19 protein-coding genes are annotated in these 21,441 nt (G+C 44.7%); 14 read left to right on the forward strand and 5 right to left on the reverse strand.

The window, feature by feature from the left end; genetic code table 11:
- Positions 1 to 774, forward strand: coding sequence for a thiopeptide-type bacteriocin biosynthesis protein (locus GO493_RS20210; protein WP_157308045.1), 774 nt, complete (start codon positions 1 to 3; stop codon positions 772 to 774).
- A complete protein-coding gene (locus GO493_RS20215; RefSeq protein WP_157308046.1) occupies positions 746 to 2,557 on the forward strand; it encodes a lanthionine synthetase LanC family protein in 1,812 nt (603 codons plus the stop codon). Before GO493_RS20210 ends, GO493_RS20215 begins: the two co-directional genes overlap by 29 nt.
- 111 nt (positions 2,558 to 2,668) lie before the next feature.
- On the opposite strand, the gene GO493_RS20220 is transcribed toward GO493_RS20215, so the two are convergent.
- From GO493_RS20220 to GO493_RS20235, 4 genes are all read right to left on the reverse strand, one after another.
- The gene (locus GO493_RS20220; RefSeq protein ID WP_157308047.1) at positions 2,669 to 2,854 is read right to left on the reverse strand and encodes a pinensin family lanthipeptide; all 186 of its coding nucleotides are present in this window, start codon (positions 2,852 to 2,854) and stop codon (positions 2,669 to 2,671) included.
- Between the two features lie 127 nt (positions 2,855 to 2,981).
- Positions 2,982 to 4,403 (reverse strand): RtcB family protein, encoded by a 1,422-nt coding sequence (locus GO493_RS20225; RefSeq protein ID WP_157308048.1) that lies wholly within the window; start codon positions 4,401 to 4,403, stop codon positions 2,982 to 2,984.
- A 110-nt stretch (positions 4,404 to 4,513) separates the two neighbouring features.
- Positions 4,514 to 5,314 (reverse strand): FkbM family methyltransferase, encoded by an 801-nt coding sequence (locus GO493_RS20230; RefSeq protein WP_157308049.1) that lies wholly within the window; start codon positions 5,312 to 5,314, stop codon positions 4,514 to 4,516.
- Between the two features lie 23 nt (positions 5,315 to 5,337).
- On the reverse strand, positions 5,338 to 6,243 hold the full coding sequence (locus tag GO493_RS20235; protein WP_157308050.1) for a hypothetical protein: 906 nt from the start codon (positions 6,241 to 6,243) through the stop codon (positions 5,338 to 5,340).
- 337 nt (positions 6,244 to 6,580) lie between these two features.
- On the opposite strand from GO493_RS20235, the gene GO493_RS20240 reads away from it, so the two are divergent.
- The 12 genes from GO493_RS20240 (at position 6,581) to GO493_RS20295 (ending at position 20,568) form a co-directional block, all read left to right on the forward strand.
- Positions 6,581 to 7,816 (forward strand): acyltransferase family protein, encoded by a 1,236-nt coding sequence (locus tag GO493_RS20240; RefSeq protein WP_157308051.1) that lies wholly within the window; start codon positions 6,581 to 6,583, stop codon positions 7,814 to 7,816.
- A gap of 68 nt (positions 7,817 to 7,884) precedes the next feature.
- Positions 7,885 to 8,649, forward strand: a complete 765-nt coding sequence (locus tag GO493_RS20245) for a polysaccharide biosynthesis/export family protein (RefSeq protein WP_198315779.1) — start codon at positions 7,885 to 7,887, stop codon at positions 8,647 to 8,649.
- A gap of 11 nt (positions 8,650 to 8,660) precedes the next feature.
- Positions 8,661 to 11,027 (forward strand): GumC family protein, encoded by a 2,367-nt coding sequence (locus tag GO493_RS20250; protein ID WP_157308053.1) that lies wholly within the window; start codon positions 8,661 to 8,663, stop codon positions 11,025 to 11,027.
- Positions 11,020 to 12,366 (forward strand): flippase, encoded by a 1,347-nt coding sequence (locus tag GO493_RS20255; RefSeq protein WP_157308054.1) that lies wholly within the window; start codon positions 11,020 to 11,022, stop codon positions 12,364 to 12,366. Before GO493_RS20250 ends, GO493_RS20255 begins: the two co-directional genes overlap by 8 nt.
- Positions 12,363 to 13,070, forward strand: a complete 708-nt coding sequence (locus GO493_RS20260; protein WP_157308055.1) for an FkbM family methyltransferase — start codon at positions 12,363 to 12,365, stop codon at positions 13,068 to 13,070. The genes GO493_RS20255 and GO493_RS20260 overlap by 4 nt, the downstream gene beginning before the upstream one ends.
- Positions 13,063 to 13,704, forward strand: a complete 642-nt coding sequence (locus tag GO493_RS20265) for a class I SAM-dependent methyltransferase (protein ID WP_157308056.1) — start codon at positions 13,063 to 13,065, stop codon at positions 13,702 to 13,704. The genes GO493_RS20260 and GO493_RS20265 overlap by 8 nt, the downstream gene beginning before the upstream one ends.
- 14 nt (positions 13,705 to 13,718) lie before the next feature.
- Positions 13,719 to 14,621, forward strand: coding sequence for a nucleotide-diphospho-sugar transferase (locus GO493_RS20270; RefSeq protein ID WP_157308057.1), 903 nt, complete (start codon positions 13,719 to 13,721; stop codon positions 14,619 to 14,621).
- Between the two features lie 10 nt (positions 14,622 to 14,631).
- Positions 14,632 to 16,065 carry a hypothetical protein gene (locus tag GO493_RS20275; protein WP_157308058.1) on the forward strand — a complete coding sequence of 478 codons (1,434 nt, stop codon included), beginning with the start codon at positions 14,632 to 14,634 and terminating at the stop codon, positions 16,063 to 16,065.
- A 3-nt stretch (positions 16,066 to 16,068) separates the two neighbouring features.
- Complete coding sequence (locus GO493_RS20280; protein WP_157308059.1) at positions 16,069 to 17,163, forward strand: glycosyltransferase family 4 protein; 1,095 nt, start codon at positions 16,069 to 16,071, stop codon at positions 17,161 to 17,163.
- A gap of 2 nt (positions 17,164 to 17,165) precedes the next feature.
- The gene (locus tag GO493_RS20285) at positions 17,166 to 17,903 is read left to right on the forward strand and encodes an FkbM family methyltransferase (protein ID WP_157308060.1); all 738 of its coding nucleotides are present in this window, start codon (positions 17,166 to 17,168) and stop codon (positions 17,901 to 17,903) included.
- Between the two features lie 5 nt (positions 17,904 to 17,908).
- Entirely contained in the window at positions 17,909 to 19,318 is a 1,410-nt protein-coding gene (locus GO493_RS20290; protein ID WP_157308061.1) for an undecaprenyl-phosphate glucose phosphotransferase, read from the forward strand.
- Between the two features lie 8 nt (positions 19,319 to 19,326).
- On the forward strand, positions 19,327 to 20,568 hold the full coding sequence (locus GO493_RS20295; RefSeq protein WP_157308062.1) for a WcaI family glycosyltransferase: 1,242 nt from the start codon (positions 19,327 to 19,329) through the stop codon (positions 20,566 to 20,568).
- On the opposite strand, the gene GO493_RS20300 is transcribed toward GO493_RS20295, so the two are convergent.
- Positions 20,552 to 21,298, reverse strand: a complete 747-nt coding sequence (locus GO493_RS20300; RefSeq protein ID WP_232538904.1) for a hypothetical protein — start codon at positions 21,296 to 21,298, stop codon at positions 20,552 to 20,554. The genes GO493_RS20295 and GO493_RS20300 overlap by 17 nt on opposite strands.
- Between the last annotated feature and the right edge of the window lie 143 nt (positions 21,299 to 21,441).

The following is a 21,441-nucleotide window of genomic DNA, read 5'->3' on the forward strand; positions in this document are numbered from 1 at the left end:
ATGCAAACAATATGGCTATCCATACATATATTTCATAAAGGAGCGTTGAATGATGTACTGCAGCAACTGGTCATTCCTTTCCTGGAAGAAGTTAAACCACTTCTGTATGAACCTGCACCTTACTTCTTTATACGGTATGGGGAAGGCGGCCCGCATATACGGCTAAGGCTGCAAACAGCTACAGAGAATATAACAACGCTGAAAGTGGTGCTCAACAGGTATGAGCATGATTTTACAATACAATATATTCCTTATGTGCAGGAGCTATCAAGATATGAGAACATGCAGCTGGCCGAACAGCATTTCCATTTATCTTCTGCATATGTACTATCTGTTCTTACGGATGAGGCTTTTACAGAGGCTGTGAAACTGAATGTAACTATGTTATACGGGCTACCTGATGCCTTGCTGATATGCAGGGAGTTTGTACAGTCATGGTTACCTCGTGTACATGAACCCAATTTTCACCTGTCATTATTTGAAGAACATTTTTCAAAATATGAGGACATACTGTTGCCTGCCATTGAAAGACATTGTGCAGAGCTGGATGCAGGCAAAGCAGGTCCTTTATTACAGCAATATGTAAATGCACAGACAGAGATACTCACAGCTTACTACAGATCTGTAGAACGTAGCAGGATGCGATCTGTTATCCGCAGTTTATTACATATGCAGCATAACCGGTTGGGTATTCCTAACAGGGATGAATCATGTATGATGTACTTCACACAAAAATGTCTTGAATATGTTACCTATAGAGGCAGCTGTATATGACATTGCAGAAAACCTGCTGGGGGTGTTGCAGGAAGATGAAGACGGATTATTCTGGCAGCGGACAAGGACCGATGATACCAGTCAGCCAGTAGTAATGCCTGAAACTACGGATATCTTTAATGGCAGTGCCGGTACAATATTATTCTTCCTGTCGCTTTATAATTACAATCCGCAGCAAAGATATATTGATCATTGTGACAAAGTCTTACAAAGGCTGATCAGGAAAAGCTATGCTGCTGCACCCAGGTATTATACTTTTTATACCGGCGCCACGGGGTTGCTGTATGTATGTATCAAAATGTACGAGGTTACCCAGAGAGGGCAATATATTAAGGATGCCGTACAACTTGCGCTGTATTTGCAGGAGGGTATACTTCATGGTGTAGTGAAGGATGATCTGCTGAGCGGGCATGCAGGTAACCTGTTTGTGATCTCTTATCTTTATTCACATACAGGCAATGAACAGTTATTACAATTGTTACGCTCTATCTATGACCTGCTGATAGCGCATGCACGTATTGCCCCGGAGGGGTTGAAATGGGACAATGAAAAATTTGCCTATGATAGCCTGACCGGATTTTCACATGGCGCTGCGGGCATAGCCTATGCCATGCTTCAAACAGGTAACTATATAAAGGATGAAGGGCTGCACTACCTGGCCAGGCAGGCATTATTGTATGAGATGATGTATTATGACGAGGAAAGGAATAACTGGATGGACCTTCGTGCAGACAGTAAAAAGATAACAGCGGATGAAGCGCTGGCTTGGCCGCTTGAGAGTTTTCGTAAAAGGATGAGCGATACCAGCTCCTGGGCACATGGTGCAGTGGGCAGTACGCTTGCGCGCCTGGAAGCTTACCGGTTAACAGGTGATACGCTTTATGCAGCGCAGGCGCATAATGGTATTAACAGGGCGTTGCAGGATGTACGGGAGAAAAAAAGGATGAACTATACTTTATGCAGCGGATATGGAGGACATGCGTTGATGCTTATACATGCGGCAAAGATACTGGGTGTACCCTCGCTCAGGGATGAAGCTATGTATATAGCTGAGGATGCTCTGACATTCTTTAAGCAGCACGGAACATATAATACATACAGTGCCGCCGGAGGTACAGATCCGGCATTATTGTCCGGTACTGCCGGAGTTGGATATATGTTCCTGCAGCTACTATTGCCATATACCGGTGATACTATTCTGTATCCGGCTATCTGCGGCACTTATAAAGCTTCTGCATTGTACCCGGCATCAGGTGTGAAAGAAAAGATACTATCTCCCTGTTTCCAGGAAACAATAGCCGGGTTGCCGCATTATACTACCATTTTTGAAGAAGTGGATAATATCCATGAGCTGGAAAAACTACTCACTTCTTTTCCAGTAAAAGAAATATTTAAGCGGGAACAGATTGTCAAATCGTTATGGCTGGAACATAAAGGCATGTTATGTTTCCGTAAGAGGGAGCAGGTATTAAGGGCAGGCGCCTGGCTGCTGCTTCGTGAAGAAGGGAAACTGTTCCAGTCTGCCATACTTAGTATTGGAGAGCATGTAAAGCTACATGGTCACCATTTGATATATAGTCATGAAAAAGGGGTTTCTATATTGCCTGTTAATGCACTGACAGTATTTATTATGCAGCAGTTATCTACTCCGCAGACCATTACTGATATTATTAATCATATGTTGCGTGTTCATTTTCCGGGAGAGAAAGAAAGGGTAAGTGCCGCTATTTCAGGGCAGGTAAAGGAACTGATCGGGCATGGGATGATAGCAGCGATCTTCTGAGGAGAATACTTTTTTGCTGTATGTGACCGGGAGAGCTTTTAAAATATAAACCGGAACGACTGTGACATCGTTCCGGCAACTGTTTACGTTCTCAAATCTATTCACCGATTCTTAACAAATTACAGTTTCGCACTCATGGCCTTCGTCATCTGTTATTTCAGTATGGGTAGGATGAGAGTCTGCTGCGTCATGGCCAGCAATACCTCCTGCAAGGCGGCTGTTCATTTCGCTGTCAATGCTGGTTACAAAGCTTTCAATCCTGAGGTCATCAAGGCTCAGTCTTTGGTTCTCTTTCATAAAATAGTATTTAAAAGATTAACGCCTACTATTTTGAGGGTTTCGGCTTTTCCCCGATTGCAATCAGATTAAAGATACAAATTTGAATCATTGTTGCAAATATTAGAGGCGTTAATTTTTAAAGTTTTTAGTCTTCTTTGCTTCCATCGTCTGCCATTCGTACCATTTTAGGAGAAAACTTAGCTATGATATCTACCAGATCTTTCTGTGCTTCCATGACAATATTGATATCCTTATACGCCATGGGCGCTTCATCCAGCCCTGCTCCTATCAATGTAACGTTATTAGCGGCCAGTATAGCTTTCATATCTTCTTTTGATATCTGCTGTATGGCTTTAGTACGGCTTAACTGACGGCCGGCACCGTGAGAAGCGGAATTGATGGCTGCTGCTTCTCCTTTACCACGTACCAGGAAACCCGGAGCGGTCATAGAGCCTGGAATAATACCCATCACATCTTTAGAGGCGGGTGTAGCGCCTTTTCTATGTACGATCACATTTTCACCGTTCCAGTTCTCTTTCCATGCAAAGTTGTGGTGGTTTTCCACTTTTGCCAGCAGGTTACCGCCGATGGCTTTTGCCAGTTTGTTATGGATCACTTCATGACATGCAGCGGCGTAATCGCCTGCAAGGTTCATTGCCAGCCAGTATTCCTGTCCTTCTGCTGTATCAAGATCAAGATAAGCCAGGTTAGCGGCTTCCTGTGGCAGTTTACACAGCTGTTTTGCCAGCTTTGTATAATAGCCTGCTATAGTAGCGCCAAAGCCTCTTGAACCGGAGTGGGAAAGTAATGCCAGGTATTTACCCTTAGGTATGTTCAGCGGTTTATCATCTTCTGTAAATTCAATAATACCCCATTCCACGAAGTGGTTACCGCCACCGGAGGTACCTAACTGTGAATATGCCTTATCCTGCAATTGTCTGATCTGCTGGTTCAGGTTAAATTCTTCCCGGTCAAGCACGGCATGTTCTGTTCTTTCCTTACCATGATATCCATGACCGGCACCAAAGCGTGTATGCGCTACCAGTTCACGTTTATAAATATCATGGTTGGCGTAGAAATGTTCTTCCGGGATATCGAAGATGGACAATGCCATACGGCATCCTATATCGACACCTACACCATATGGTATAACTGCGTTTTTAGTAGCGAGCACGCCTCCTATAGGCAATCCGTATCCCTGATGCGCATCGGGCATTAAAGCGCCTCCTGCCGTTACCGGCAGTTTCATTGCTATATTCATCTGTTTACGGGTACCTTCATCAATATGATCAGCTCCATACACCACAAAAGTTCCTGCAGTCTGTTTCAGCTGAATAGTATCATCTACCGGAGCATTGGCCTCTTCAATGATCTTAGTGGCCAATTCCTCCAGGACCTCATCATCCAGAAAAGTTTCGGGTTTTTCCTTCACCGTACGCATCAGTTCAAGCAACTGCTCCCTGGGGTGGTCCTGGTAATGTGTTGCTGTTACTTCCAGGGCCAGTCCCAGTATTTTACCTTCGTGATAACCTATTGCTATCAGGTCTGCACCGTTGATCTTGTTCATATGCTTATCTTTTACTGTTTTAATGATAATGCAAATTTCTTTCCCACCTGCGCAGTTTTTTTGCGCAGATGAAAAAAAAGAGGCAATACCATAAAAAAGCGATAAAAGATTTAATCCCGGATAGCTACAATGTTCTGAAAAGCAAATATTTCGAAGGCTGCAGCGTTGTATTTCCCCATCTCTTTCAATCCGTCGGGCAGCAGGCGATAAAATCTATATCCCGGCAGTATATCAATGATATCTTTAAAGAAGGTGCGGGAAATGACATTCATCTCGTTGAATTCGATCTGGACCACATTGATCAGGCCGTTAGCAATGCTGGTGGCGGCGCCTTTCAACACATTCAGCTCATGCCCTTCTGTATCTATTTTCAACAGGGCTACTTCAGTTATTCCTTTCTCTTCAATAAATTCGTCGATGGTTGTAATATCTATCGTCACTTCTGCCACTTCGCTGTCGCGGAACCCGCTGATCACCTCCCGGTACATGCTGGCATGTTCTGAGCCTGTATTTCCTGCATAATCGTAGATCACTGTTCTTTCCGGCCTGTTGCCCGCCCCTCTGGGCACAGCAACAAAACTGTGTGCCGAGGCTGCTTTTTCCAGCTTACTGTAAGCTACAGGATGAGGTTCAAAAGCGTAAATGGGAAGATGAATATTTTTCTGCCGCAGCATAACCGAGTAATGCCCGACATTGGCGCCTACGTCCAGGACCACGCCGGTATCCAGTTTACGGGTGGCTTTCATATATTTTATGAAAGCGCTTTCACCACTTACATGATCATTTTCATAGTTCATGACGCCCAGCCCTCTCATGCTTAGTTTATAGATCAGCAGGTTAACGGAGTAGAGCGCCTTACGTGCAAAAAGGAACACGTAGACTTTCCTCAATGTGTCGGTTACAATATTCATAAGGTTGTGGTTAAGATTTATGATCAGATCTTTTCCGGCTGACCGGTAGCGACATTATATACAGGCATTCCTGCTATCCGCTGGTATCTTTCATGACCGGTCAGATAATCCAGGTTACCTTTTTTGTTCCTGCTTTCCCTGAAGCGGGAGTAGATGTATCCTTCTTCCGGGCTAAGTGCTTTCAACGGCCCCAGTCTGTCCTTTTTAACGAAGTATGCGTTGTTACCAATGGAATTGGAGCCTACAAAGGCATAGCCTTTCTCTTCTGCCAGCATACATAATGCTTTCAGAGAGGCCCCAAAGTAGAGATGGCTGTAATGTTCTTTACTACGCACAAAATCCGGCCTGTAAGGGACTGTAATAGCCCTTTCAATGCCAAAAACACTATTGTATTCTGCTACAACGATCACGGGATCTACCACGGTGATCGCTTTCCATACCCAATAATCGTTGCCATCGATGTCGACCGATAACAGCCCGATCTCACCTTTTATTCCCTGGGAGGAGATCAGCTCATTGATATTTTCTGCTGTAATGAAGGATTGCAGTGCTTTCAGCTCATGCTGCCAATAGATATCGTCTGTTTTTATATAGCTGACCGCTTTTTCTGAGCCGTCTATTACCAGGCCTGACCAATTATTATGTTTTAAGAGGAAGCGTGTATTTGATTCTACATAATTCTCTACACCAAATTCGATAAAGGTGGTTTCAGGGATATATACCTTGTTGATCAGGTACTGGATAATGCCGTCATCTCCCGCCTGGGAGAATACCTTGAATTCTGCCGCGGCAATATTGTCTAATACCGGGAGGGTCTTATTCTGTCTTGCAAGCAGGGTACCTAATAATAATATATCCGTTTGCTGACTTTTACGGATGGCGTACAAATAATGATAGAGGACATTAATCAATTTTTTTACTTGTTTCATTAACGACAGAATATATGTTTATTTAAAAAAAGGGGTACAGTAAAAATCACTAGGTTAAAACATGATAATATAAATATTGTTCATTTCGGAATTATTTATAACATGTTGATCTGACCAGCAGTTTATCAGTGTAAACTCGTTTATATAAGAGTAGTTTGGCCTTGCGGGTATGGTTGAGGTGATAAGATCTGACTCAGAATTTTGTGGATATGATTATTTTGATTTACTTTGTCTCTATCTGGAATGCAATAATCAAAAAAAATCTGCGAATAACTCCTTATGTGTAATGGTTCCCCAAGCCATTAACGGTTTTTTATTGCTCTATTGAATTGCATTCATGACTCCTGAGAAGTCTGCTCCAAAATATTTTTTCAGCCTGGATGTCATCAGAGGTTTTGCCGCGCTCATTGTTGTTTTGTGTCACTGGCAATTCTATTTCTATAATAATGACACCTTGCAAACCATTCCCATGAGGGAGATGGGGTTACCTCTTTTTTCTTATCTCTCTGCTATTTATTACCATGCAAATTTTGCTGTAGACCTGTTTTTTCTTTTATCCGGCTTTATTTTCTTTTGGTTTTATGCAGACAGGGTGGCTGACAGGAGTATTACTTTCGATTATTTTGCGTCTTACCGGTTAACGAGGCTTTACCCAACACATATTATTACCCTGTTTGCCATTGCTATACTGCAGGGTATTATGATCAACATCAACGGGCATCCGTTCATTGTACAGAACAACGACCTCTGGCATTTTGTACTGAATTTATTTGTTATACACAGCTGGGGGTTTGAAAAAACGCCTGCGCTTAACGGTTTTAACGGGCCATCGTGGTCAGTATCTGTAGAGATGCTGTTATACCTGCTGTTTTTCATCATAGCACGCAGGCGGCTGCAGAATAATATACGGCTGCTTACGTGGATGGTGATAGCCGGCGCTGTGCTGCAATATTTTTATTCTATGGTAGGCCAGGGTATTTATTCTTTCTACCTGGGCGCGCTTACCTATCACCTGTACAGGTGGTTGTTCCGTAAAGAGCATGTGCGCAGAATAGCTGTTACAGTTGTGGTAGTGGCGGTGCTTGCGTGGATAACGGCGCTGACAGAATACGTCTTCTCCTACCTGAGAAATACCAGCATGTACCTGTTGCATGAGTTGATGCCGGGCTGGTCTGCCGATAAGGACACTGCTATCTTCAATCTTGCACGCAATACCTATATCAGAACTATTGTATCTCCGACTACGGTGCTGGCGCTGGCTTTTTCGGAAACGGTGTGGGGCAGTATCAAGATACGCTGGGCGCAGGTGCTGGGAAATGCCAGTTATGCTTTGTACTTACTGCATTTCCCTCTGATGGTACTCACATTGGTGATCGTGGATGTGGCGGGAATTAGTCGTTCGGTATTCCATTCCCCTCTTATGTTACTGTTATTTTATTCTGTATTGATTCCGTTAAGCATTATTGTTCATTACTACTTTGAATTACCGGTACAGGAACTTTTCAGGCGAAGATTGCCCCGGAAAGCGGCTCCTGGCTTAGTACCCGTTCCAAATAATAAAGTGATCACGTAAACGTCATCAACCATCATAAAAAGGCCGTTACAACTGTTTGCACAACGGTGCTTTAATAAAAAAAATGTATGATAACTAAATTCCGGTTACTGTTATTTTTTGCTTTGTCCATTTTTACAAGCTGCGTTAACACTAAAAAAATCACCTACTTCAATGACATTGAAAAGACAAATGGAACTGAGACAACAAACAAACTGCAGCCTCTCAAAATTCAACCTGGGGATGTGCTGCAGATCACGATCACAACGATCGACAAGGACATATCGCTGATCCTGAACCCGGCGTCTGTCAATTCATCTCCCATGGCGGGAAATGGCATGGACCCGGGATATATTGTAGACAGTTCAGGCTATGTTTCATTACCTATAGTCGGGAAGATATATGTAAAGGATAAAACCACTTCGGAGGTAAACAGTATTATCACTGCAGAGCTGGACAAAACGATACGGAATGCGTATGTGTCTACCCGTATCACCAATTTCAGGATCTCTGTGCTGGGGGATGTGGCGCATCCCGGCTCTTTCAAGATCTCTGCCGAACGTGCCTCTATCCTGGATGCGCTGAGCATGGCAGGCGATCTGAATGTCACCGCTGTCAGGGACGATATCATGGTGATAAGGGAGGTAGACGGTGTGAAACAGTACGCGTCTCTGAACCTGAACGACAGCAAAACACTGGCATCACCTTACTATTATCTGAACAACAACGATGTGGTATATGTGAAACCAGGGCCCAATAAGCCATTCGGCACTTCAAAGTTTGTACAGTTACTACCTGCTTTCATTGGCGCATTATCGTTGATAACCACACTTATCATCGTTACTGTTAATTGATCTGAAAACATATGAACCGTAATAAAACTATTCCTAATAAAAATACCGTTATTGATCTCAATGACCTGTTGAAGAAACTGATCTTTCACTGGCCTTTGTACATCATCCTGCTGGCGCTTGCCATTGTGGGATCTTTCATTTACCTGAAGTATGCCCGTCCGAGGTATATGTCTACCGCCAAACTTTATCTCAAAGATGAAAAGAAGGGCGGAGAGGAAGCAGACCTGCTGAAGTCCCTTTCCCTTTTCAATAATGGTAAGAACATAGAGAATGAAATGGAGGTATTGAAATCTCCTATACTTATCGGCAAAGTGATCCGGGATAACCGCTTTAATGTACGCTATTTCAAGAAGGGGCCTTTCAGGGATGAAGAGCTTTATGATAACAACCCGCTGAATCTTCATTTCCTGAGTGACAGCAGTAATACGGGCAACTACACATTTGATGTAAAACCCGATAATGGGTTACTTACCGTTAAATGGATGAATCCAAAAAATGATACCAGCGCCCTGTTTCATGTACATTCCGGGGAACCTTTTTTTGTGAACAAAGACAGGTTCAGCATTACGTTCAGTCCGTTACACCAGGAGGAGAGCCATGGGAATTACAGTATCCAGGTAGATTCTATTGAGCAGCTGGCATATAAAAAGATTGACGACATAGGAACGGCCCTGGTGAACAGGGACGCTACCGTGGTGCTTGTTACCTATGAGGACCGTATTGCAGCACGCACAGCTCATTTCCTGAACGCGTTGCTGGACACCTATAACGAATATACGCTGGATGATAAGAACCGGGTAGCGTTGAAAACTATCCGTTTCCTGAATGTGAGGATAGATTCGTTGAAAGATGAACTGGGATATCTCGAAAAACAGGAAGAGCAATTTAAGGTACAGCGGGGCATCACTGATATAGAGGAGAGCTCGAAACTGGCGCTGGAGCAGGTAAAAGAAGCTGACATCAGGCTGAACGACGCCAATATGCAGCTGTCTGTATTTGACCAGGTGGAAGAATATATCAATGATCCCGGTACCAATTACCCGTTTGCCCCTGTACTTGGCAATGTAGACCAGGCGCTGACAGGCATGATCAACCGTTATGAGGAGCTGCTGAAAGAGAAAAGGAGGCTTTCACTGTCTCTACAACCCGGCAGTATGATACTGCAGAACCTGGATGCGCAGATCACCGATACAAAGAACACTATCAGGAATTACATTTCCGGTTATAAGCGTAATGCCGGTGTAGCGCAGAACCGTATGCAGGAAAAAGTAAACCAGATACAGGCCAAGATAGCCAACATACCGGCATATGAAAGGGAGTATATCAATATTAAAAGGCAGCAGGGAGTGAAAGAAAACCTTTACCTGCACCTGCTCAAGAAGAAAGAAGAAGCGGCCGTTTCATATGCAAGTAATGTAACTGACAATAAGGTACTGGCTCCTGCCTTTGTACCTGCCAAACCGGAATCGCCGAAGAAGATGCTGGTGTTTGTGAGCTTTATTTTTGGCGGGCTGGTGCTGGGCACTATTTATATCTACATCAAATATTTCCTGAATACCCGGGTACTGAGCAAGGAGGAGATAGAGCAGACGTTCCATGCGCCGTTGATGGCAGAGATCTACCAGGATGAAGAAGGTGCAAAGGAGCTTTCATTAAAAAACAGATCTGTGCTGCTGGAACAGATCTTCAACCTGCGTACCAACCTGCGCTTCCTGCTGAACGAGCATACCAGCTCTACCACAATCATGCTTACTTCCGGCATATCAGGCGAAGGAAAGACATTCATTACTTCCAGGCTGGGTAACTCATTGACGGTAAACAACAAAAAAGTGTTGCTCATGGAGCTGGACCTTCGTAAGCCGAAACTATCACGCACCCTGGGACTGGACAATCATGTGGGTTTCACCAATTATGTAGTAGAGAATAAAACCATAGACGAGATCATCAAAGTAGTACCAGGTGCGGACAATCTCTTCCTAATATCGTCAGGGCCTATTCCTCCCAATCCTGTAGAGCTGATTGAGGGAAACAGGATGAAAACGTTACTGGACACGCTGAAACAGCGATTTGACTATATACTGATGGATACGGCTCCTGTGGGTATAGTATCGGATGCAAAGAGCCTGTCAACCTACGTGGACTGTACCCTGTTCGTAGTACGTTATAATTACACGCTCAAATCCAAACTGGCCAGTATGGCAGAAAGCATAAAAGATGATCATTTCCGTAAGAAGGGGGTGGTATTTAATGGTATTGAGCAGGATTCGTTCTATCCATACTATTACTACGATCATTACTCTTATTCATATTCGGAGAACAGACAACCAGTAAGATGGTGGACAGCATTGTTGAATAAAATGAGAAAGCGCCTTGTATAAGATATTTAAAAACAGTGGCTGGCTGCTGGCAGATAAACTTGCGCGGCTATTCCTTGGCCTTATTACTATGGCCATGATAGCCCGGCATATAGGCCCGGAGTTGTTCGGCATATGGAACTTTGCCATTGCCCTGACCACCATTGCCGGCAGCTTTTCAGTACTGGGGCTGGACAAGGTAGTGGTAAAGGAGGTGGTGTCTTATCCTGAGCGGCAGGACAGGATCATTGCATCTGCCCTGGCGATGCGGCTGGCTGCAGGCTTCGCGGCCTTTATATTATGCCTGGGCATTGTGACCGTTATGAAGCCGCATGCAACCGTATACCTGTATTGTACCGCTATCACAGCTATTAACATCATACTGCAGAGCTTTGAGGTATTTGATTATTGCTACCAGGCAAAAAATGAGGTGCAGAAAGTGATCATACCAAGGGTAACAGTGTTCATCTTTTTCTGTTTGCTGAAAATGACGGCAGTTTATATGAATGGTACGTTACTGACATTCCTCTGGCTTACGCTTGTTGAACTTTTGTTCACCTGTGTGGTGATACTGTTCCGCTACCTGGAAAATGGCAGGGCACTATTCAGGGCTGTCAATGGTGCAGAGATAAAATATCTTTTCCTGCATAGCTGGCCGCTGATGTTCACCGGTGTGCTTGTACTGCTGTATATGAAGTCAGACCAGCTGATGCTGGATACCTTCGGCAGTTCTGTACAGCTGGGTGAATATGCCGCTGCTGCCAGGATATCGGAGCTATGGTATGCTATTCCTACGGTAATAGCTACGGCATTGCTTCCCGGCCTTGTCAGGAAACGGGAGGAGCATATGGAAGAATACAGGCAAGCTATTGAAAGATGGTTACGTCTTTCTTTCTGGCTAAGCGTACTGATAGCGGTGAGCATCTCTTTTATGGCGGGCAGGCTTACCGCCATCCTGTACGGTGTGCAATATCCTCAGTCCGGGTTGATCCTGGCTATTCATATCTGGGCCAATATACCCGTGTTCCTTTGCGTGGCCATTATGCAGTACCAGATAGTGGAGGGCGCTTATAATATCAACCTATATGCTACAATAGCCGGCATTATTGTGAACCTGGCGGTGAACCTGCTGCTGATACCTCATACAGGGGGAGCAGGCGCCGCCATAGCTACAGTAGTGTCTTATATAGCAGTATGCAGTACGTTGATAGTGCTGGACAGAACAGGTCAGATACGTTTTTTTATGCTAAGGATGCTGATGCCTTCAAGAGCGCTGCAGGATGCCAGACAGGTGCTGGACGCACTCAGAGATTACACAGAAAATTTATTATCAGTAATACGTGAAAAGCCGTTGACGAAATGAGCAGTGTTAAGAAAATAGTTGCCAACATAGCCTCCAGGCTGGCTCCCAGGCTTCGTTACCTGGCACCTGCCTATAGTTCTGAAGGAGAAGACCTGATATTGAAAAGGATCTTTGACAATAAGACAAACGGGGTGTATGTGGATGTAGGCGCGCATCATCCGTTCCGTGTATCCAATACCTATCTTTTTTACAAAATGAAATGGAAAGGGATTAACATTGATCCGATGCCGGGTTCAAAGGCCATGTTTGACAAATACCGGCCGCAGGACGTGAACCTGGAGATGGGCGTATCTGCTGTAAGACAACAGCTTACTTACCACATCTTCAATGAACCGGCATTAAATACTTTTTCATCAGATAAAGTAACTGAGTATACACAGGACCCAAAATACAAAGTGATCAGGCAGCAGAAAATAGAGACCTGGCCGCTGGCGGATATACTGGACCATTATCTGCCCGCAGGCATTACTATTGATTTCCTGACCATAGATGCGGAGGGGTTGGATATGGATGTGCTGAGGTCCAACAACTGGCAGAAGTACAGGCCTACCTACATATTGGTGGAATCCAATCCGTTCCTCCTGGCAGACATGAACAACTGTGAGCTGGGAAGATTTATGCAGGAGGCAGGATATGCCGTTTTTGCCAAGACATACTATACTTATTTTTTTAAAAACATGACGAGCAATAACTATCATGAGTAACCTATATGTACAATACGGCTGTGGCCCATTCTCTGCGCCGCAGGGATGGAAGAATTTTGACGCCTCGCCTACCCTGCGTATACAACAGCTGCCGCTTATAGGTGGATTACTGAAGAACAGGATGCACGTTACTTTTCCGTCGGATGTGCTGCTGGGGGATATCCTGAAGGAGCTGCCCGGCATAAGGGAGAATTCCTGTAACGGAGTGTATTGTTCACATGTGCTTGAACATCTTTCCTATGATGACTGCCTGTTGGCTGTGCGTAATACCCACCGTATTCTCAAGTCCGGCGGATATTTCAGATGTGTGGTACCCGACCTGGAAAGTGCTGCGAGAGAATACGTGGAAGATCTTTCAAGGCATGACCGTGAGGCAAATATCAAGTTCCTGCAGAAGACGATGCTGGGTAAGAGACGGCGTCCCCGTGGCCTGAAAGGCCTGCTGCAAACAACCATAGGTAACAGTGATCACCTCTATATGTGGGACCATCTTTCGCTGACACATATTTTACAACAGGCAGGGTTTACGCAGGTACGGTCCTGTAGTTTTAATGATTGTCCTGATGATATGTTCAGGTTAGTGGAAGAAGCGTCCAGGTTCGAGAATGCAGTGGCGCTGGAAGCGATTAAATGATATAATTATAATAGTTGAATACACCTGTCCTTTTACTGATCTTTAACCGTTCTGCGCAAGCATTGCAGGTGCTTGAGGCTATACGGCAACAGCAACCTGCGCAACTCTTCATTGCAGCAGATGGTCCGCGGGAAAATAAACCCGGAGAGACTGAGCTATGTCATGCCACCAGGGATGCCGTATTACATCATATAGACTGGCCATGCGAGGTCAAAACACTGTTCCGGCCCAGGAACCTGGGTTGTGGAAAAGCTGTAAGCAGCGCTATCAGCTGGTTTTTTGAGGAGGTAGAAGAAGGGATCATACTGGAAGATGATTGTTTACCTGATTCTTCTTTTTTTACTTTCTGTTCAGCGTTACTGGAACGGTACCGCTTAGATGAAAAGATTATGCATATAGGTGGAAGTAACTACCAGATGGGAATAGAACGGGGGGATGCTTCTTATTACTTCTCGAAGTATGCACATATATGGGGCTGGGCCAGCTGGAGAAGAGCATGGAAATATTATGATTTCACTTTGCAGAGATACAGTCAGCATGACAGCACTCATTTTATACCCCGGTTCCAGCATGATCTCAGAATAATTTATGAACAAAAGATAGATACATGGGATATACAATGGTTTATGAGCGTCCTTTTCAATGACGGCATTGCCATTACACCCAATACAAATCTTATCAGGAATACAGGTTTTGGCCAGGATGCGACACATACTGCAACACCACCGGTATGGTTTAAGAGAATGGTTTATAACAGCCTGAAAGAAATTTCCCATCCGTTAACCATCAGGACAGATCAGGCAGCAGATGCTTTTACTGTAAGAACATTATTCAACGACAGCCAGCTCTCAATTGCAATGAAGAAGATCATAAAAAGCAATGCTCTGCTGTATAATCTGTACAAGCGTATTTCTTAAAAATGCGGTAATGAATGTAATCTATAATGTATTAATAAGTAATAACCTCTACGTGGAGGTTTTCAGGGAAACCATGCCGCTGGTTATCTCAGCTGCGCTGCTGTACCTCCATTACAAAGGGCGGATCACGGCACTGGAAACCATACTGTATGCCTTTGCTGCAGAGGCGTATACGATGCTTATAATAGGGCCCACATTCACTGCTACTTTTTTTGTGAGTATTGTGTTCATGGTAGAACAGGGACACCGGCTTATTACCGGGCAGCTGTATGTGCAGCGAAAATATCTTTTACTGCTGCTGCTTCCTGCCCTGTCTAACATTGCCATATTTTTTATCATACAGCTTTACAAAGATCCGTTCTATTATCCTGAGGGTAAGCAAACAGCCTTTTACCTACGGCCTCTTTACTTCTATTTCAAGCTTTACCTGCCTCTGTTTGCAATAGGCGCCAAGCTTATACAGGAAAAAGAGCAGTTATCGTTTGAGTTCTTTTCGGAGGTCATGAAACGGATAGCGAGATTCTCTCTCATGATAGTGATACTGCAGGTAAGCTGTCAATACGCTTTCAGAAGCGAAGTACTGGGCGAGATACTGGGGTTGCAGCGCCGGTACCTGCAGGAGCAGGCGTCGTCAATGCTTTCGTTGCGTGTGCAGGCTCTTTTTGCAGAGCCTAAAGTATTCAGCGCCTTCCTTTCATTATGTGTCCCGTTGTATATAAAAGACCGTCAATACTGGATGGCGGGGGTTTGTGTGGTGATGGGAGTAATGACCATTTCCCAGACATTCTGGATCAACGTATTTGCTGCCGGCATCACCTATTTACTGACATCCGTACTGTCTTCCACGAGGTTGAAAATACTCAGCACGCTGGGCATTATAATAGGCCTTTTTATGATCGTCGCGGCCTCAAAGGACTATTTCATCAAGATGTACGCAAAGAACCAGCATAATACTATGTATGAGCTGATATTCAAACGTTCTGTTTACCGGTATGATAATGAGGTCTGGCAAAAGGACAATGTTGTATTAGGCATGCCCCTGCAAAGGGATATGGAATTGCCGGTGGTGGATTTTTTGAGAGATCAGCCTTACCTGTTGATTTCGGGTTATGGAGCCGGCAACAGCACTTTCATTCCTGCACAATATTTCTTTGGACAGATGAACTATGAGAACCGGGTGAATGGTGTGGGAGGGCATAATCTGAATATGCGATGGTTTTATATACTGGCGGAGTTCGGCATATTCTCGCTGTTCATTTTCTTCTTCACATTAACACAGACCAGGCAGGATATTACGCCTTTCGAGAGCAGTTACCTGGCTTTTATATGGATATGTTTTTTCTTCAGCCAGATAGACCTGTTCCTGATCATCATAGCATTGCTATGCACGTTCGGGGAAGAGGAAGAAAGTGTTACCGATTATAAAATGATCAGTTATCAGTAGTGTATGGAAATATTCCTGGACAATATTGTATTTACCATTCAGAAAGCAGGCGGCGTATCTGTTTACTGGTATGAACTGCTACAGGGCATTTGCAGGAGCGGGTTGCCTGTCAGCTTTCTGAACGCACGGCTGAACCCTGAGAATATTTTTGAGCAGCGGCTGGATTACCGGCAGCATCATTGCATACGCGAAAGCTGGATACCTTCCAGGTATCTGCGTTATATGCCGTTAAGACATACGTTGCCGGAAACGGCGGTGTTTCATGGGGGGTACCTGCGTGTATCGCCCCAGAAGAATGTTGTGAACATACTGACCATACATGACCTGGCGCATGAGCGTGGGCTTGCTGTGAACTTTCCACGTGGCCTGGCCAATATCAGCCAGAAGAGGTATGGTATTAAAAAGGCGGATGGTATCATTTGTATTTCGGACAGCACGCGCAGGGAGCTGTTACATTTTTATCCGCGTACGGACCCCCGTAAAGTAAAGGTGATCTATCATGGTATTTCTGATACTTTTCATCCCTGCCATGAAGGTGAGGAGCCTTTGCCCCTGCTTCCACCCGGCTTCGGGCCTTATATTCTGTATGTAGGAGCGAGGAATAACTATAAGAATTTTGCAGTGGCACTGGAAGCAATGAGATTACTCCCTTCCCGGTATAAGCTGGTAGCTGCCGGCGGTGGCCCCTGGAATAAGCGGGACAGCCTGCTGATAGAACAGAAACTAGCGGGGCGTTATCATATTGCAGAACGGGTCAGTCCTTCCAACCTGAACCTTCTGTACAATTATGCATGGTGCCTGTTGTACCCCACTTCATACGAAGGTTTTGGCTTTCCTCCCGGAGAAGCCATGAAGGCAGGCTGCCCCGTTGTTACCGCCAATACCACGTCTATGCCTGAGGTTACAGGCAATGCCGGATTACTGGCAGATGAAATATCGGCAGAAGCATTTGCAGAAAAAATACTGTTGCTGGAAAATGAAACATACCGGCAGCGATGTATACAGGCAGGATTAGCACAGGCGAAGTTATTTACATGGGACAGAAGCGTACAGGAAACTATTTGTTTTTATAAAGATTGCTGGAACAATAAATTTTAGTCATGAACCTTATCTTCAAAATTGCAGACGCAGCCAAAGTATTTGTACAATCCGGCAGGGGCTTAACCTCACTATTACACAAGGGTGTTTCTATTGCATCCACACAACTTTTACACAATTGCAGGCACTATGTACCGGAGGTAAAAACTATACTGGACGTAGGTGCTAACCAGGGTCAGTTTGCCTTATCTGCCCTTCATTATTATCCTAAGGCCAGTATACACTCCTTTGAGCCGATACCGACAGTGTATCATCTGTTGCAGCAGAACACAAGGAAAACACCGCTGATCCACACCTACAATTTTGCGCTGGGCAGCTGTAATGGTACTGTTGAATTTCACAGCAACCATTATTCACATGCCAGCTCTGTACTGAATGTTTCTTCCCTGCATCAGCAGATACTGCCGCATACGGCAGGCTGCAACAACATAGAAGTACCGGTCAGGTGTATAGACGACCTTCTGCCTGCTATTCCTGTTACGGCGCCTGTACTTTTAAAACTGGATGTACAGGGATATGAGAAGGAAGTGTTGAAAGGTGCAGTGAGAAGCCTTGACCGTATAGATTACCTTCTCTTCGAAGCTTCTTTTGTTCCGATGTATGAAGGAGAACCGTTGTTTGACGAGATGCATAATTATGTGAAAGAGCTGGGCTTTGAATTCATAGCGCCGGTGGGATTTTTACAGACAGATGCTTTACAGATCCTGCAAATGGACCTACTGTACAGAAGAAAAAAATAGTCCCCATGAAACAACCAATTCCTACAAACCAGTTTGTCAGGCAGTGCATTGATTACATTGTTTTAACCGCTGCGTTCCTTTTAACCAGGCATTTCATTGCTGAAAAAGGAGACGTCTTTCTTTCCCGCTTCAATCTGCTGCTGCTTTTTATAAGTATAGGGGTATGGACTGTAACCGGTACATCCCTGCGTTTATATGATGATTACAACAAATCGGGGTCTTTCGCTTTCGAGTTTGTTGCAATACTGAAAACGGTGTTGGTCCATACCTGCATATTCACGTTCCTGTTCTTCTATTGCTTTAAGTATTATCCTTATCCACGAACGTTTACCCTGCTTTACGGTTTTCATATGTTTACCGGGATACTCATTACCAAATATATTGTCAAAAAGCTGTTACTGAGACTTCAGTCGCATCATACCAATCCCAGGAATGTGCTGATAGTAGGCACAGGCAGCACCGGTATGAGCTTTTATCAGACCATTACTACCAACAATCATTATGGTTATAACTGTGTTGGTTTTGTAGATGAGCATGCTGAAGCACAGTTAAACGGGCGTTACCTGGGTAAGATATCGCAGCTAAGTGAGATACTGGAGGCTAATGAAATTGATGATGTGATAGTAGCATTACCTGAAACGCAGAAGGTGCTGACAAAGAAAATCATATCTGATAGTGAGAGGGCAGCCAAACGGGTACAGATCATAGCTGACGCCTATGAATATTGTACGCCGAATGTAAGTATGAATGTGCTGGGCAATATACCTATTGTAAATATACGCTCTTCGCCACTGGATGAACCGGGGATACAACGTCTTAAACGGGCATTTGATATCTGTTTTTCCCTGGCTGTGCTTGTGGGCTTCGGTTGGTTGTTCCTGCTGATATCCATCCTGATCAGGTTAACTTCCAAAGGTCCTGTTTTTTACAAACAGGAAAGACGGGGGCTAAGGGATAAAAATATTATCTGTTATAAGTTCCGTTCCATGTATGCTGATTCCAGTGAGGTGGACAGTAATGGCCAATTCCGGCTTACCCAGCCCAATGACAGCAGGATCACGCCTATAGGCAAGTTTCTGCGCAAAACCAACCTGGATGAATTACCGCAATTTTTCAATGTGTTAATCGGGAATATGTCTCTTGTAGGCCCAAGGCCACATGCTACGATGGTACATATTGAAGCGAAGGAAACAGTGCAGCATTATATGTTACGGCAGATGGTGAAACCAGGTATAACAGGGTGGGCGCAGGTGAATGGTTGCCGTGGCGGCGGGAATACAACACAATCAGGGTTGATGCAGAAGCGTGTGGAAATGGACATCTGGTATATTGAGCATTACAGCTTCTGGCTGGATTGCCAGATCATTTTCCAGACAATGATGAATATGATAAAGGGAGATAAAAACGCCTACTGACCTGTCTTATGCAATCAAAGCGTTTATTACTGATAACCGGCAACTATATGCCGGAGCCTACCGGTACCGGCAAGTGCAATGGTGAGATGATCAGGTGGCTGTCTGCTAACGGTTACGAGTGTACTGTGATCACTTCTTATCCTCATTATCCACAATGGAAGGTGCAGCCGCCTTATACCCGCAAACGTTACTGGTACAGCAGGGAGCTGTCTGCTGATGGCAGGGCCAGGATATACAGGTGCCCCCAGTATGTTCCCGGCAATCCTTCCGGCAAAAGAAGGGTACTGATGGACTTTTCCTTTGCGTGTGCAGCATTCCTGCGGATGTTGCCATTGCTGGTCAGCAGGAAATATGATATTGTCATTACTGTAGCGCCTCCTTTTCACCTGGGATTAATGGGTGTTCTGTACAAAAAGTTACGCGGGGCCAGGTTCTTTTACCATATACAGGACCTGCAGATAGAAGCTGCCCGGGACCTGGGTATGATCTCTTCTGCAGCGTTCATACGTTTGCTGTTCAGCATTGAGGGCTATATACTCCGGCAGGCAGACCAGGTAAGCAGTATTTCTGAAGGGATGATACAAAGGATAAGGGCAAAAGCGGGAAAGGAGATATTCTTTTTCCCGAACTGGACGGATGTCAGCACTTTCTACCCGCTGGAAGACCGTGAGCAATTAAAGAAAGCCTATGGTTTTGCGGCAACAGACAGGGTCATTCTGTATGCCGGCGCCATTGGAGAAAAACAGGGGCTGGAAACCATACTGCATGCAGCATCTGTAATGAAAAGCTCTCCGTCATTCAGGTTCCTTATCTGTGGCGCGGGGCCTTATAAAAAGCAGTTGCAGGACAGGGCTGTGACCATGCGGCTGGAAAATGTCTTCTTCCCTGAAACACAGCCCTTTGAGCAGTTTAACCGCTTTCTGAATATGGCGGATGTGCATCTTGTTATCCAGAAGTCAGGTGCGGGAGATCTTGTCATGCCGTCCAAGCTGACCACTATACTGGCTGTTGGCGGACTGGCCCTTGTGACGGCCAATGAAGGTACCAGCCTGCATACGCTGATAAAGGAACATGAGATAGGTATAGTGATTGCCTCCGATGATCAGCAGGCGCTGGCTGAAGGTATTGTACGGGCAATAGAAAAAAGACAAGAGCATATTACCAGTAATGCCCGGCAATATGCTCTCGAATATCTTGCTTTAGATAAAGTAATGATGCGCTTCAGCTCAACTCTCAGGGAGTCCACATAAAGTTGGCACTGCCATTTGATGTGTTGACGGTACCAGATGGGCTAGTTGAGGTAAAGGTAAGATCACAGAAGCTGACAGTGGTAGTGGCACCATCCACTGCTACATAGATCTGACCTGTTGAAGAAGCAGTCCAAATGGGAGTGGTACTGATTTGTACCGTTACCCTTGCAGCACCGGCAGGTAATGCACCGGATCCTGACTGTACATTATATATACCTTCTGCCGGAGGCTGATTGTTAGGAAACTCTACTATGACGCTGGCCTGGGAGCTGATACCCTCAATTTTATAGTTATTGTTGCTGGTAGTAGTACCAGTCACAGTACCTACAGAAAAACGGGTAACGCCTACCAGTCTTACGTTGTTGCTGTCGAGACCACAGGGGTTCCAGGGACCTGTTACAGTTATGGCTTCTGAAGAACTGGTGTAAGTACATCCGCCATTGGTTACAACTGTAACGCTGTAGACCTGGTCTTTGCCTTTTATGGGATTGATGATCCTAGGTGATGCTTCATGGGATGAGAAACCATTAGGCCCCTCCCATTGATAGGTTTTAGGTTCATCAATACCACTAATGGACAGAAGGAGCGTATCGTTCTGTCCAATAGGCGTTGTTGCAATAACCTTAGGTTTCAATCCAAGATCACACACAGTACCACCACCTTTGCCACAACCTTCCAGTAAGCTTGCAAAAACAACAAGAAATGCTAAGAATAGATATTTATACCGCATTGTTGAATATTCGTCAAAACCCTTAATATTTGTAATTATGATCTTCAAAACAATATTTTGAGATAAGCTCCGTTTAATTCAAAATCATTCTTACCGGAAGGATGACCCTTCCCGGATTAGTGAATTTATTTCCTGACAACCGG

This window comes from Chitinophaga tropicalis (assembly GCF_009758205.1).
Lineage (GTDB): Bacteria > Bacteroidota > Bacteroidia > Chitinophagales > Chitinophagaceae > Chitinophaga > Chitinophaga tropicalis.

Coding starts and splice junctions, on each gene's coding strand:
- GO493_RS20240 (WP_157308051.1), top strand. CDS start 6,581: ATGACTCCTGAGAAGTCTGCTCCAAAATATTTTTTCAGCCTGGATGTC.
- GO493_RS20280 (WP_157308059.1), top strand. CDS start 16,069: ATGGAAATATTCCTGGACAATATTGTATTTACCATTCAGAAAGCAGGC.
- GO493_RS20245 (WP_198315779.1), top strand. CDS start 7,885: ATGATAACTAAATTCCGGTTACTGTTATTTTTTGCTTTGTCCATTTTT.
- GO493_RS20215 (WP_157308046.1), top strand. CDS start 746: ATGTTACCTATAGAGGCAGCTGTATATGACATTGCAGAAAACCTGCTG.
- GO493_RS20285 (WP_157308060.1), top strand. CDS start 17,166: ATGAACCTTATCTTCAAAATTGCAGACGCAGCCAAAGTATTTGTACAA.
- GO493_RS20300 (WP_232538904.1), bottom strand. CDS start 21,298: ATGCGGTATAAATATCTATTCTTAGCATTTCTTGTTGTTTTTGCAAGC.
- GO493_RS20290 (WP_157308061.1), top strand. CDS start 17,909: ATGAAACAACCAATTCCTACAAACCAGTTTGTCAGGCAGTGCATTGAT.
- GO493_RS20260 (WP_157308055.1), top strand. CDS start 12,363: ATGAGCAGTGTTAAGAAAATAGTTGCCAACATAGCCTCCAGGCTGGCT.
- GO493_RS20210 (WP_157308045.1), top strand. CDS start 1: ATGCAAACAATATGGCTATCCATACATATATTTCATAAAGGAGCGTTG.
- GO493_RS20265 (WP_157308056.1), top strand. CDS start 13,063: ATGAGTAACCTATATGTACAATACGGCTGTGGCCCATTCTCTGCGCCG.
- GO493_RS20295 (WP_157308062.1), top strand. CDS start 19,327: ATGCAATCAAAGCGTTTATTACTGATAACCGGCAACTATATGCCGGAG.
- GO493_RS20220 (WP_157308047.1), bottom strand. CDS start 2,854: ATGAAAGAGAACCAAAGACTGAGCCTTGATGACCTCAGGATTGAAAGC.
- GO493_RS20275 (WP_157308058.1), top strand. CDS start 14,632: ATGAATGTAATCTATAATGTATTAATAAGTAATAACCTCTACGTGGAG.
- GO493_RS20235 (WP_157308050.1), bottom strand. CDS start 6,243: ATGAAACAAGTAAAAAAATTGATTAATGTCCTCTATCATTATTTGTAC.
- GO493_RS20250 (WP_157308053.1), top strand. CDS start 8,661: ATGAACCGTAATAAAACTATTCCTAATAAAAATACCGTTATTGATCTC.
- GO493_RS20230 (WP_157308049.1), bottom strand. CDS start 5,314: ATGAATATTGTAACCGACACATTGAGGAAAGTCTACGTGTTCCTTTTT.
- GO493_RS20225 (WP_157308048.1), bottom strand. CDS start 4,403: ATGAACAAGATCAACGGTGCAGACCTGATAGCAATAGGTTATCACGAA.